Source organism: Robertmurraya beringensis (genome assembly GCF_042433785.1).
GTDB lineage: Bacteria > Bacillota > Bacilli > Bacillales > Cytobacillaceae > Robertmurraya_A > Robertmurraya_A beringensis.
This window is the reverse complement of record NZ_JBHLUU010000026.1, coordinates 94,614-108,596: the sequence shown is the minus strand read 5'-3', so window position 1 is coordinate 108,596 and position 13,983 is coordinate 94,614. Positions and strand designations below refer to the sequence as shown.

Genomic DNA, 13,983 nt, shown 5'->3' with positions numbered 1-13,983 from the left:
CCGTTCCCATACCGAACACGGAAGTTAAGCTTTTCAGCGCCAATGGTAGTTGAGGGTTTCCCTCTGTGAGAGTAGGACGTCGCCAGGCACCTATAAAGAGAGTAGTCATGTGACTACTCTCTTTGTTTATGACATGACTTCCCCCGTAGGTTTTTTCTATATTACCAAAAAAATGCTATACTTACAGAAAAAATAAGGGGACGGGACAAACTATGGAGAGAATAGATATTAAAGGGCCATACAACTTTGAACAAGTCCTAAATAGGCATGCATTAGATCCATTAAATCAAATAGATCTACAGGAACGCTCGGTTAAAGTTCCTCTCATCGTCAACGGAGACAAGCAGGTTGTAAAAGTAACCGCAACGGGTACAACCGAAGAGCCTTCATTTGATTTGAGTGGTAAGACAAGTGAAGCTATTATCGCTCGTTTACGGGAAATTTTCCAATGGGACCAACCTTTAGATGACATTCATGCGCATTTTCGCCATACAGATTTAGCCCCCATTTTTAAAGAGCATGTGGGAACACCATTGGTTTTAGACTTTGATCCTTACAATTGTTTATTAAAATGCATCGTTCATCAGCAACTCAACCTGAAGTTTGCCCACACATTAACTCAACGATTTGTTACAACCTTTGGCACTGAAAAAGACGGGGCTTACTTTTACCCAGATCCAGAAAAATTGGCCAATGTAAAAATTGAGGAGCTACGTGAGCTTCAATTCAGTGGCCGTAAAGCGGAGTATGCCATTGGTGTGGCACGAGCGATTGTAGAGGGGAAATTGGAGCTACAAAAGTTGCACGATAAGTCAGATGATGAGATTATGGAAGAGCTCGTCAAATTAAAGGGCATTGGTCCATGGACCGTACAAAACTTCCTTATGTTTGGTTTAGGTCGACCAAACCTCTTCCCAATTGCTGATATCGGTTTACAGAATGCTCTCAAAAAGCTTTACAATATGGACCGAAAGCCATCGAAGGAAGAAATGGAAGGCTACAAGCCAAGCTGGGAGCCATACGCAAGCTACGCTTCTCTCTACTTGTGGAGAAGTATTGAATAATAGATGGAGTGAACAGAATGAAACAGGAGCAATCCGTAAGAATAATTGAAAAACAAACCTTTCCACTGACAATTAAGAGACTCGGCATCAATGGGGAAGGAGTGGGCTACTTTAAAAAGCAAGTCGTCTTCGTACCAGGTGCACTGCCAGGTGAAGAGGTAGTTGTAGAAGCAACAAAAATTCAACCGAAATTCGCTGAAGCACGCATCAAAAAGATCCGTAAGAAATCAGAACATCGTGTTGCACCACCATGTCCTGTGTACGAGGAATGTGGAGGCTGTCAGCTCCAGCATCTCGACTATCGTCAACAGCTTGTGGAAAAAAGGGATATCGTGAAGCAATCGCTTGAGCGCCATACCAAGCTAAATGTAGAAAAGTTAGATATCCGTGACACACTTGGCATGGAGAACCCATGGAACTACCGAAACAAAAGCCAGTTTCAGGTGGGGCAGCGTGACGGAAAGCTACTAGCCGGATTATATGGGATCAACTCACACAAGCTTGTTGATATTCAACATTGTGCGGTTCAGCATTCTGCTACAAACAAGGCAACATCAACCGTGAAAAAGATTTTACAAGACCTTAAAGTGTCTGTATATAATGAGAAAACTCGCAAAGGTGTCGTACGTACCATTGTTGCACGAATTGGTGTGAAAACAGAGGAACTACAAATCGTATTAATTACAAGCCAACGTGAGCTTCCTCATAAAGACGAAATCGTCGCTCGCATCAAGCAGGCCTTACCAGAAGTTACATCCATTGTGCAAAACGTAAACGGTCAAAAAACATCTCTTATCTTTGGTGATGAAACTAGACTCTTGGAAGGAAGAGAGTTCATCCAAGAAACACTAGGAGAACTCGAGTTTGAGCTTTCAGCAAGAACGTTCTTCCAGCTAAACCCTGAGCAAACCGTGAACCTATATAATGAGGTAAAAGAAGCAGCAGGACTAACAGGTGTGGAAAAAGTTGTGGATGCCTATTGTGGAGTGGGAACAATCGGTCTTTGGTTAGCAGATGGAGCAGATGAAATCCGTGGAATGGATGTGATTGCGGATTCGATTGAAGATGCAGAAAAAAATGCCGAGAGACATGGAATCAGTCACGCTACTTATGTGGTCGGTAAAGCCGAACAAGTCCTACCAAAGTGGGCGAAAGAAGGATGGAAACCGGATGTACTTGTAGTGGATCCACCAAGAACAGGCTTGGATCAACAGTTATTAAACACAATTTTAAAAGTAAAGCCAAAGAAAATTGTGTATGTTTCATGTAATCCATCCACACTCGCAAAGGATATCTCCGTGTTGGTTTCTAAATATAAGGTTGGATATATTCAACCTGTGGATATGTTCCCACAAACAAGTCATATTGAAAGTGTTACTAGTTTAATTTTAAAGGGATAAATGACAGTTTTTTTGGATAAGTCAGACAATATCCACAATTTTATTCACATTGAGCAGAAAATCGGGATAAAAAACGTGGGAAAATCCGAAAAAATAAGTTATCCACAGTCTAATAAGTCTGAACTTGACGAATGGCTCCTTATTTTTCAGGGGCCATTTAATTTTTGTAAAGACAAGTGCTATAGTAGGTAAGGTAAACAATCTTCAGGGGGATAAATCAATGAATAATAACGATATATTAATCAGATTAAGATACGCTTTAGATATTAAAAATGTAGACATGGTAGAAATCTTTAAACTTGGTGGAGTTGAGGTAACCAAAGATGAGGTATTAAAGATCCTCACGAAAATAAATGAAGAAGAAGAGGATAATGAGGATGTGATCATCTGTGATGATCAGATGTTCGATGCCTTTTTAAACGGCTTTATTATTTTTAAAAGAGGAAAACAAGAACCAAAACCAGGTCAACCTGAAAGACAGGCTCCATCTCTAAAGGAAAGCTCGAATAATCTTCTATTAAAAAAGCTGAAAATCGCTTTGTCATTAACAAGTGAAGACATGCTTCAAATCTTAGAAGATGCAGGAGTTCGTATCACCAAAGGAGAACTAAGCGCCTTATTAAGAAAAGTGGGTCATAAAAACTATAAGTTCTGTGGAGATCGTTATGCTCGAAATTTCTTGAAAGGGTTAGCAATTAGATTTAGAGGATAGGGTATTTTAATTGAAAATTTATCCATTTTGCTTTATCAGAGGAGTTCAGTCATCTGAGCTCCTTTTTTAGTTGCTTAAAAAACCTTATAATCATAGCGGAGGTCTCGCTGATGTAAATAGTTGATAGTATACTTTATTTATTATGTTGTAGTAGAAGAGAGTGTAACTATTCTATAATTTTTATAAGGCAAGGGAGGAATTAAAGTGGAAGTACAATTGAAAAAAGTACATATAAAGGGTTTGTGGAAAATATGAAAATAGTAATTGCAGAACGGGATAATCATGAGAGAGTGGCGATAGAATGGCTGATTTCTACCTATTCTATTCCAATTAATAACGTACTTGTGACAAAAACAGTTAAGGAGACAATGGCTATACTTGAAAAAGAACTTCCTGAGATACTCTATTTAGAATTGGATATGATCCCAGCCGAACATTGGTCGTTAATTACAAGATATGTTAAAACTTTTTCACCGAAAATTATTACTGTCACAGCAGAAGCGACATTTGAACGGGCAAAACAGGCAATTGAACTAGGTGGTGTTGATTTACTTGTTAAACCACTAGATCCCGTAAAAATTAAAAAATGTCTTAAAATGGCGTTGTCACTTGCTGTACAACGAGAAACAATGGATGTCTTTTCCTCTAAGAAGGAAGAGGGGTATTCCTATCAATCAATATTTTTAGATCAAGAACAAAATAATGGGGAAATCGCGTTGATGCTCTTGCATACGGAAAATAGTAAAAAGCTTGCTGATTTACAACAATTTTTAACGTATTTCCCATTTAGTGAACCTCCGACGATCTTACCATTAACAGATATGGTTGTATGCTTATTTAAAAATCCACCCCAGCATATAAAAGAAGAAGCATGGAAGGTTTTGAGGGAATGGGAAGCTTTTAATATTGAACCTATTGCTGCGGTTATTATCCCACCTAATACTGAAATGAAATCTGTACATGACATGTATTTAGAAGCTAGAAGACTATTAGAAATGACATTTTTTATCGGATATCGTCAAGTCATTTTACCAAAAGAAGAATACAAATCTTGGTATGAAATGGATCCGTTTTTAACCTCGGCTGAACAGCGGGAATGGGTGGAGATGTTAAATAGTTTTGATAAAAAGAAAATAAAAGAATGGATGCACCAAGAGTTTTTGAATATGGAAACGCCCTTTCCTAATCCGGAAAAGTTAAGGACAAGACTTACAAGTATTCTAGCCCAAGTAAGGCGGTTTATGAAAACGTACGAGCTTGAACAAGGTGAAATGGAAGAATATTATTTGAAAATATTTTCAGAGATTCTGTACAATCGTGTGCTATACAGAGTCGTCCAAGAAATGCTTTTATTCTTATATGAATTACTTGATCGTTCTAAGAATGGTGACGTCTTTTCGAAAAAAGATGTGGTTGAAAGAGGGCTCCTTTATATCGAGAAACATTATATTGATCCTGATTTAACATTAGAAAATGTGGCTGAAGCAGTTGGAAGAAGTACAGCCTATTATAGCCATTTGATCATGAAGAGGCAAGGAATGTCGTTTCGACAGCTATTAGCCAATAAACGTATTAACGAAGCAAAGCGACTCTTAAATTCAAGCGAGCTTTCAATTAAAGAAATAGCCAATCAAGTAGGTTTCCGTAATCCTAGTTATTTTACTAGACTTTTTAAAGAAATGACATCGATGTCTCCGCGTGACTATCGTTTACATATGAGGGAGGGAATGGAGTAGTCCAGATAAATGTGCTTAGATGAAATATCGTAAAAAATTATAAGAGTCGTAAAAAATTATAAGAATCGTAAATTATTATAAGATTTTAAGTGAAAAAGGATAAATATAACAAGCCCTTTCGAATAAAAGTATTGAATTTCGAAAATTAATTAGCTATTTTTAGCCAAAATTATTCTCTATAATTTTCAGTATATTTAGATAAAGAAAATCTATCTATAAAGGCAATAAAAACTATTTTGCCTGATTCGACTACTTTATCTTTTCCAAAAATAGTGATTAAAGGGGGAATCTATGATGTCATTGGAGATAGAAAAAAAGGCTCCTAATGTAGTCGGAGATAAAAAGCAACAAACACGTTTATCTGTATTTTTACCGGCTTTTCTAGTAGTTGGAGGCGGAGCCATTCTAGGAATTGTGAACAATCAATTGTTGACTGATATTTCAATGAATGGTTTTATAGGTTCTTTACGTGGACTTGGATGGCTTTATCAAATCATCTCAATTGCAGCACTCATCATTGTATTTTTGGTAACGTTTTCAAAGTTAGGTAACATTCGTTTGGGAGGATCAGAGGCAAAGCCTAAATATCCGTTTCTTGCTTGGTTTGCAATGGCTTTAACAGGTGGAATTGCCACGGGAGTCATTACTTATGGAGTAAATGAACCGATCATCTATTTGGTAACATTTATGGAGAAATGGCCAATACAGGTGTTGAACCTGGTACTTCAATGGCTGCTATCTACGCTATGGGACGCTCTTTTTATAATTGGACATTCATTCCTTATGCGATGTATTCATTGAGTGGGCTCGTGGTTGCTTATATGTATTTTAATCGTAAAGCACCATTGTCTGTAACAGGAACATTAACCCCACTGTTCGGTAGCAAAATTACAAAGGGGGTTTGGCCTGGGATTATCGACACATTAGCGGTGTTAGCAATCGCACTTGGCTTAGCGTCTTCACTAGGAGCAGGTTTAGCATTAGTCGGATCGGGAATCGAGACGTTTTATGGTATTAAGCAGGGACCGATAGTGTGGTTCGTCCTAGTTGTTGTGATAACTGGATTGTTTACTGTTTCAGCGTTAAAAGGGATGGATAAAGGGATTCGTCGGATGGCAGATATTAATGCAAAGGTGTTTTATATCCTGCTACTTGCACTGTTCATTATTGGCCCTACTTTATATATTCTCCAATCGTCAACAGCAGGAATGGCTCAATGGCTACAAAACTTCTGGAGCTGGGGACTTGATCCAGGAATAGTCGGTGGAGAGGCTCTAGTGATGTGGTGGACGTTATATGATTGGGCGATTTGGATTGCCTATGCACCATTAATGGGAATATTCCTTGCGGTTATCTCTTACGGACGAACGATTCGCCAGTTTATGATAATCAACTGGATATTACCAGCTGTGTTCAGTATCTTATGGTTCGGTGTTTTTGGCGGAACAGCCCTACATTGGCAACAAAATAATACAGTTGACTTAGTGTCAACAATTAATGAAAGTGGAGCGGTTGCAGGTTTATGGGCGTTCTTAGCTAATATGCCATTTGCTGTCATCATTATTCCTATCGTGATGATTGCGTTAATCCTTTCATTTTCTACAGCGGCTGACTCAATGGTTCGTGCAATTGCCATGTTATGTACCGTAAATATTCGTTATGATGAAGATCCAGCAAAATGGAAAATGCTGATTTGGGCGATTTCTATTGCGATCATTGCCTTTGTGATGGTTGCTTTCGCAGGCGGAGTACAAGGCGTTGATGGTGTGAAATATTTGGCTGCCTTAGGTGGCTCAGCGGTTCTCTTCGTCTTTGTTTTACAAGTCTGTTCGGCAGTTAAAATGTTCTTTATTGATAAAATTGAAAAATGATTATAGGAAAGAAGAGAGGGGTCAACATGGCAGATCAAGGGATGAAAAAGATAGCCCTAGGAAATGCAATCACATTAGAAATGTTTGTCTCCATAGCGCGTGATGGTGTTCATGTTGATTTTTCAGATGCTTACCGCCAGCGAGTTGAGAGGTCGTGTCAGCTTGTAAACAAATGGATTGATGAAGAAAGAATCATGTATGGGGTAAACACTGGCTTTGGTGCTCTATCAACAAAAATAATTTCACGAGATCAAACAAGATTGTTGCAAAAGAATATTCTTTTATCTCATGCAACATCAGTTGGTGAACCATTAGATGAAGAATGTGTTAGGGCAATTATGCTGATGGTGCTGCAAAACTTAGGGCAAGGGTATTCTGGAATCCAGATATCCACGTTGGAAATGTATCGTCAATGTTTAAATGGTGGTGTTATCCCGTTTGCACCTCGTGAAGGCTCGGTTGGGTATCTAAGTGTTGAAGCTCATATCGCTTTGGTGATGATTGGGGAAGGAAAAGCCTATGTGGATGGAGAGCTATTACCTGCGAAGGAAGCTCTTCGTAAAGCAGGGCTAGAGCCGATTGACCTTTCATCGAAAGAGGGCTTAGCGTTAATTAGTGGAACAACGAGTCCAACCGCAATTGGAGCGTTAGCATTATCGGATATGCTACAAGCAGCTAAGTCAGCCGATATTATTGGTGCAATGGCTTTAGAGGTCTTACGAGGAACAACACGAGCTTTTGATGACAGACTGATGATCGCTCGTCCGCATGAACAACAACGAAATACAGCAGCCAATGTGAGAAAAATTTTAGATGATTCAATGATGGCTAAACAGTCGGTCGATCATCGCTTGCAGGATGCCTTATCTTTACGGGCAATTCCTCAATTGCATGGGGCCGCAAAAAAAACGCTTCTTGATGCGTTAGCTACCTTTGAGGTCGAAATGAATGCATGCACTGACAATCCCATCTTATGGCCAGGTGAAGATGGCGGCGCGATTTCAGGAAGTAATTGTGACTCTTCTTACGTGGGGATCGAGTTAGATTCTGCATGTATCGGGGCTACAGCCATTGCGAAAATGTCAGAACGACGAAATAATCGTCTGATTAATTCTCATCTTTCAGGATACCCTGCGTTCCTTGTCCAGAATGCTGGGCTAAATTCAGGGCTAATGATTCCACAGTATTCACAAGCAGGACTTTTAAACGATATGAAACTATTATCTCATCCTGCAACAGTTGATAGCATACCGACCTGTGCTGACCAAGAGGATTATGTAGCAATGGGGTACAATTCAGCGAAAAAAGCTAGGGAAGTAGCGCAAAGGCTTGAGTATGTCTTAGCAATTGAGCTGTTGTCGATTTATAATGCTCATCAATTTGTGGAAAGCGAACTTACACCTGGATCTGCTTCAACAGCGGTTTTGGAATGCATTAGGCAATCAATACCAAATATGGCTGAGGACACGTATCTTTACCCTTATTTAGAACGATTGAAGGATTTTATTCATTCAGGTGAGATCATTTCAGTCGTAGAAGAGAAACTTGGTAAGTTACTGTAAATGTATATTTTAAAAATTATTTATTATATATAGAATGTTTAGGAGGCAATCAAGATGGAACAAACAAAAACAGAAAAAGTCATCCGCTATCGCGGACCAGAATTAAATACAAAAGGCTGGTTACAGGAGGCTGCACTTCGGATGTTAATGAATAATTTAGATCCTGAGGTTGCGGAAAGACCAGAAGATCTCGTTGTGTATGGTGGGATTGGAAAAGCGGCACGAAACTGGGAATGCTTTGATGCGATCGTTAAGTCGCTAAAGGAATTAGAAAATGATGAGACACTATTGGTTCAATCAGGGAAACCGGTTGCGATTTTTAAATCACACACTGGTGCACCGCGGGTATTAATCGCGAATTCGAATATTGTCCCCGCTTATGCAAATTGGGAAACTTTCCATGAGCTAGACAAAAAAGGGTTAATGATGTACGGACAAATGACTGCAGGAAGCTGGATTTATATCGGTTCGCAAGGCATTGTCCAAGGGACCTATGAAACGTTTGCAGAGCTTGCAAAACAGCATTTTGGCGGTACACTCAAAAATACTATCACGGTAACGGCTGGTCTAGGCGGTATGGGTGGAGCTCAACCACTTGCTGTAACGATGAATGGTGGCGTTTGTATTGGCATTGATGTAGATGAAAGCCGAATCGATCGCCGTATTGAAACTCGTTATACGGATGTAAAAACTGATTCCTTGGACAAAGCAATCGAAATGGCTAAAAACGCAAAGCTTGCAGGTGAAGCGCTTTCCATCGGACTGATTGGTAATGCAGCTGATCTTCTACCAGAAATGATTGCTAAAGGATTTATCCCTGATATAGTGACAGATCAAACATCTGCACATGATCCACTTAACGGGTATATTCCATCAAAGATGTCTCTTGTTGAGGCTGCAAAATTACGAGCAGACAATGCAGAAGAATATGTTAAGAAATCAAAAGCTTCCATGGCTCAACATGTGCAATCCATGCTTGATATGATGGAAAAAGGCGCCATTACGTTCGATTACGGAAACAATATCCGTCAAGTTGCCAAGGATGAGGGCGTTGAAAATGCCTTTGACTTCCCAGGATTTGTTCCAGCCTATATTCGTCCTCAATTTTGTGAAGGAAAAGGACCATTTAGATGGGTCGCACTCTCAGGTGATCCAGAAGATATCTATAAACTGGACGAAGTGATATTACGTGAATTTAGTGATAATGACCATTTATGTAACTGGATTCGTATGGCGAAGGAAAAAATCCAATTCCAAGGGCTTCCATCTCGGATTTGTTGGCTTGGTTATGGAGAACGGGCACGCTTCGGTAAAATCATTAATGAAATGGTTGCAAAAGGTCAGCTCAAGGCTCCAATTGTCATTGGACGTGATCATCTTGACTCAGGCTCAGTTGCGTCACCGAATCGTGAAACAGAATCAATGAAAGATGGATCTGACGTTGTAGCAGATTGGCCAATTTTAAATGCCATGATTAATGCAGTTGGCGGTGCTACATGGGTATCCTTACACCATGGTGGTGGAGTGGGCATGGGCTATTCAATGCACTCAGGAATTGTTATTGTGGCAGATGGAACGAAAGAAGCAGAGGCACGAATTGAACGTGTTCTGACAACAGATCCAGGAATGGGTGTTGTTCGCCATGTTGATGCTGGTTATGAATTAGCGAAGAAAACAGCACGTGAAAGAGGAGTAAACATTCCAATGTTAGAAATGGGGATTGAATAAGATGACAAGACCGATTTGGATCAAAAATATCCATCAATTGGCAACCCTTGCATCCAATAAGGAAGGTCCTCGTTCAAGAGAAGCGATGTCGAAGTTAGGTATTATTGAGAATGGAAGTTTGTGGATAGAAGATGGAATCATACAGGCCGTAGGATCGACAATTGTTCTGGAACAGCAGTATGCAGCTAGAAGAGAAGAAGCTGAGATTGTGGATGCTACCGGTCACTTAGTTACCCCTGGATTAATCGATCCTCATACCCATATTGCTTTTGGTGGTAGTAGGGAGCAAGAATTTGAAATGCGTCTTGAAGGCGTACCATATATGGATATTATGAATGCGGGTGGGGGAATTCATGCGACTACTCGCATGACTCGTGAGTGTACGGAAGAAGAGATTATTAGCCAAACAACAAGACGGCTTGATTCCTTTATACATCATGGTGTAACAACTGTGGAAGGAAAAAGTGGATATGGAATGAATCTTGAATCCGAGTTAAAGCAGCTAAGGGTAATGAAGAAATTACAGGAAATACACGTGATTGACCTTGTGCCAACCTTCATGGGAGCACATGCTGTTCCTCCTGAATACAAAGGTAGAGAGGAAGAATATATCGATCACCTAATAAATGATATGCTACCTGTTGTGGCTGAAGAGAAATTAGCGGAGTTTAATGATGTTTTTTGTGAAAAGGATGTTTTCACCCCAGAACAATCAGAGAGAATTTTGGAAGCAGGAAAGAGGTACGGTCTGATCCCGAAAATCCATGCTGATGAAATTGTTGCATACGGTGGGGCAGAATTAGCGGCTAAGGTAGGCGCGATTTCAGCTGAACACTTATTGAAGGCATCAGACGAAGGAATTAAAGAAATGGCAAAGGCAGGAACGATCGCTTGCTTACTTCCAGCAACGGCTCTCTATTTACGTGAGGAAGCAGCGAATGGAAGAAAAATGATTGATGAAGGGGTAGCTGTAGCAATTTCGACAGATTGTAACCCTGGGTCTTCGCCAACAACATCGATGCCACTTGTCATGAATTTGGCCTGTATCTCGATGAGGATGACACCTGCAGAGGCATTAACCGCTGCGACATACAATGCGGCATGCGCAATTAACCGTCAAGATCGAATCGGATCTCTAGAGGTTGGGAAACAAGCTGATGTGGTGTTATGGGATGTAAAAAGCTATCAAGAGCTACAGTATTTGTTTGGTGTAAATCACACAAAAGCTGTTTGGAAAAAAGGAGTAAAGGTGGTCGGGTAACACATGAGTGAGCATTGGCTAGAACAACCGGAATGGTTATGGAATGTGAATACAATCGACCCAACTTATGTTCACCATTGGGTTAGGCAGCTAAAAGAGATGGAAGGCAAGCCAGAGCTTATTTTATATGGTGCACCAATTTCTCGTTCTTCCATTAGTGTCTCAGGTGCATCTCTATATCCGACGGAATTTCGGCGAATGTGGAAGGGGTTTGCCACCTACAATTTGGATGAAGATGTTGATTTAGTTGATTTGATTGTTGCGGATGCTGGAGATGTCGTGATGCATACAACAGATATACCTTTGTCCCATAAGCGTATTGAAGAGGCAACAACTTTTCTAGCTTCGAAATATTCTGATGCAGTTACCTCTATGATTGGGGGTGACCATTCAACGACGGCTTGTGCAGTACGAGGGATTAAGGAAGCTTTTCCAAATGACAGAATCGGGATCTTGCAACTGGATACCCATCTTGATGTACGGGATCCGTCTGAATTGGGGCCAGCAAATGGTACTCCAATCAGGCAATTAATCGATGGATCTACAGTTAAGGGAGAAGATATTATAAATATTGGTTTGCACGGTTATTTCAATGCTAAACCACTGATCACTTATGCTAATTATCATTCCATTCAAATGGTGACATTAAAGAATGCTCGCAAAGTTGGCTTTGTTCATACTGTTCAGGAGGCACTGAACCAGCTATCTCAAAAAGTTGACCGGATTTATGTCACGGTTGACATGGATGTACTCGATATATCTGTTGCTCCAGGAGTGCCAGCTTCCACACCAGGAGGCTTGTCCACAGCTGAGTTATTCGATTCTTTGCTTGAGATTGGAAAGCATCCATCTGTCCGACATATTGATTTTGTTTGCCTGGATCCAAGTAAGGATTCTAAGGTTTTAGAAACAGTTAAAACTGGTGTATATGCGTGGTTACAATTTGTCACTGGTGTGGTTTGTCGTTCAAAGTAAATTTATTGGTTTTGCTTTTTTTTAAGTGCAAAATAACAGTTTTTGGAGAATATTACACAAAATTTATTAAAACTAGGGCAATCTCACTGAGGATTGCCCTTTTGCTTTTTACAAGTGTAAATATATTAATCACATATGTAACATAACTTATTTACAGAGTATCTAACTATCTAGTAATCTTGATAGAAAAGATTGTTCATAAGTAAGGACAAGGATCAGAAGGAAGGGCTAGGTTTGTCTAAAGGGTTATTGTACATTTTATTATTTTTATTAATGGTGATTTGGGGATTCAATGTGTCGGCCATAAAAATTTTAGTGACGTATTTTCCACCAGTTTTTATTCAAGGTGTTCGTGTGTTTTTGGCGGGGTTGGTGGTAATAGTTGTCCTTATTTTATCAAAGAGATTTGAGCGGATTTCTCGAAAAAATGCACTTGGAATATTTGTCGTTGCCTTATTTGGAGTGTTTGGTCATCATCTTTTTTTAGCACTCGGATTAACCCTAACGACCGGTTCAAATACAGGTCTTATTCTGGGCTTAGTCCCACTGTTCACCTCCATTTTTGCTATGATTTTCCTGAAGGAGCTATTAACATTTTTCAAAGTTATCGGCATTTTATCGGCTCTAAGCGGTGTCTATTTTATCATTTTAAAAGGAAATGGACCTGTCTCTGGGTTTTCACTAGGTGATCTCTACATCTTTGGAGCGGTAATCACGCAAGCGATTAGTTTTATTGTGATAAAAAAGTTAACTACTAATCTTGATTCACGGCAAATGACGGGAATCATGCTGATCTTTGGAGCATTAATGATGTTCGGATTTAGTTTGTGGATTGAACCAGTGGAGATAAGCCAATTCCAACAGCCAATGTATGTATGGTTGGTTTTACTAGCTTCAGCTGTATTTGCCACAGGACTTGGCCATATGCTATATAATTATGCCATCCAACAATTAGGTGCAGGCTCTACAGCTATTTTTATCAATCTAACCCCGTTCTTTTCATTGCTTGGATCAGCTTTGTTCTTAGGAGAAAAGATTGTGCTTGAGCAGTTAATAGGTTTTGTACTAATCGTAATTGGAGTTATTTTAGGCACGGGGATGCTTGAGGGAACTTTTCGCAGTCTAAAACGTCGGAATCTTTCAAGGTCATTAGAAAGATAATTTCTGAGACGAATATAAATTGCCGTATCTATAAGAATAGTTCACTCAGTGAGAAGCTGTTAAAATAAATAACAGCTTCTTTTTCTTGCCCTTTATCAAAATGGTTGTTTTCAATGCCACGTCCCTCACTTTAATCCCCATTAATCTTCTATATATATTAAAATAGAAATATATGTAAGGAGAACTAATGTGAAAATAATCGTTGGAGGGAGTATATGTTCTTTATTGGATTAACTGTTTCTTTAATTTTGCTTTTGTCAGGAATCGTTTTGCTTATAGAAGCTTTTTATATAATCGGAGGGCTTCTATCAGGGGTAGGTATTATTTTTTTAATTTTCATGTTCCGATATTATCGAAATAGAAATCGTAAAAAAGAGAAGGAGAGTTTGGATTGTTTCGACTGTAACTTTGCAGGAGTGGATTGTCCTAATTTATCAAGAATGAAAAAGATGGATTGCGATTGTGATGGAGATAAAGGATTCGATTGTGACTGTACCCCGAATTAAACGTGAT

At 39.5% G+C, this 13,983-nt stretch carries 12 protein-coding genes and 1 rRNA gene; all 13 read left to right on the top strand.

Going from position 1 to position 13,983, the window contains the following annotated elements:
- Positions 1–88 (top strand): 5S ribosomal RNA (gene rrf / locus ACFFHF_RS09190); the annotation flags it as partial.
- Between the two features lie 124 nt (positions 89–212).
- Entirely contained in the window at positions 213–1,064 is an 852-nt protein-coding gene (locus ACFFHF_RS09185) for a DNA-3-methyladenine glycosylase family protein (RefSeq protein ID WP_377057930.1), read from the top strand.
- 17 nt (positions 1,065–1,081) lie between these two features.
- A complete protein-coding gene (gene rlmD, locus ACFFHF_RS09180) occupies positions 1,082–2,464 on the top strand; it encodes a 23S rRNA (uracil(1939)-C(5))-methyltransferase RlmD (protein WP_377057929.1) in 1,383 nt (460 codons plus the stop codon).
- A 220-nt stretch (positions 2,465–2,684) separates the two neighbouring features.
- Positions 2,685–3,176 (top strand): YehS family protein, encoded by a 492-nt coding sequence (locus ACFFHF_RS09175; protein ID WP_377057928.1) that lies wholly within the window; start codon positions 2,685–2,687, stop codon positions 3,174–3,176.
- A 251-nt stretch (positions 3,177–3,427) separates the two neighbouring features.
- Entirely contained in the window at positions 3,428–4,912 is a 1,485-nt protein-coding gene (locus ACFFHF_RS09170; RefSeq protein ID WP_377057927.1) for a helix-turn-helix domain-containing protein, read from the top strand.
- A gap of 291 nt (positions 4,913–5,203) precedes the next feature.
- Entirely contained in the window at positions 5,204–5,713 is a 510-nt protein-coding gene (locus ACFFHF_RS09165) for a BCCT family transporter (protein ID WP_377057926.1), read from the top strand.
- Positions 5,608–6,783: a BCCT family transporter gene (locus ACFFHF_RS09160; RefSeq protein WP_377057925.1), complete on the top strand. Its 1,176-nt coding sequence runs from the start codon at positions 5,608–5,610 to the stop codon at positions 6,781–6,783. Before ACFFHF_RS09165 ends, ACFFHF_RS09160 begins: the two co-directional genes overlap by 106 nt.
- Positions 6,784–6,809: 26 nt before the next feature.
- The gene (locus ACFFHF_RS09155) at positions 6,810–8,345 is read left to right on the top strand and encodes an HAL/PAL/TAL family ammonia-lyase (RefSeq protein ID WP_377057923.1); all 1,536 of its coding nucleotides are present in this window, start codon (positions 6,810–6,812) and stop codon (positions 8,343–8,345) included.
- Positions 8,346–8,399: 54 nt separating this feature from the next.
- Positions 8,400–10,073, top strand: a complete 1,674-nt coding sequence (hutU, locus tag ACFFHF_RS09150; protein WP_377057922.1) for a urocanate hydratase — start codon at positions 8,400–8,402, stop codon at positions 10,071–10,073.
- A gap of 1 nt (position 10,074) precedes the next feature.
- Complete coding sequence (gene hutI, locus ACFFHF_RS09145; RefSeq protein ID WP_160548747.1) at positions 10,075–11,334, top strand: imidazolonepropionase; 1,260 nt, start codon at positions 10,075–10,077, stop codon at positions 11,332–11,334.
- Positions 11,335–11,337: 3 nt separating this feature from the next.
- Entirely contained in the window at positions 11,338–12,309 is a 972-nt protein-coding gene (locus tag ACFFHF_RS09140; RefSeq protein ID WP_377057921.1) for an agmatinase family protein, read from the top strand.
- A gap of 234 nt (positions 12,310–12,543) precedes the next feature.
- Positions 12,544–13,470, top strand: a complete 927-nt coding sequence (locus tag ACFFHF_RS09135) for a DMT family transporter (RefSeq protein ID WP_340902464.1) — start codon at positions 12,544–12,546, stop codon at positions 13,468–13,470.
- Positions 13,471–13,685: 215 nt separating this feature from the next.
- Positions 13,686–13,976 carry a hypothetical protein gene (locus ACFFHF_RS09130; protein ID WP_340902466.1) on the top strand — a complete coding sequence of 97 codons (291 nt, stop codon included), beginning with the start codon at positions 13,686–13,688 and terminating at the stop codon, positions 13,974–13,976.
- Positions 13,977–13,983: the final 7 nt, after the last annotated feature.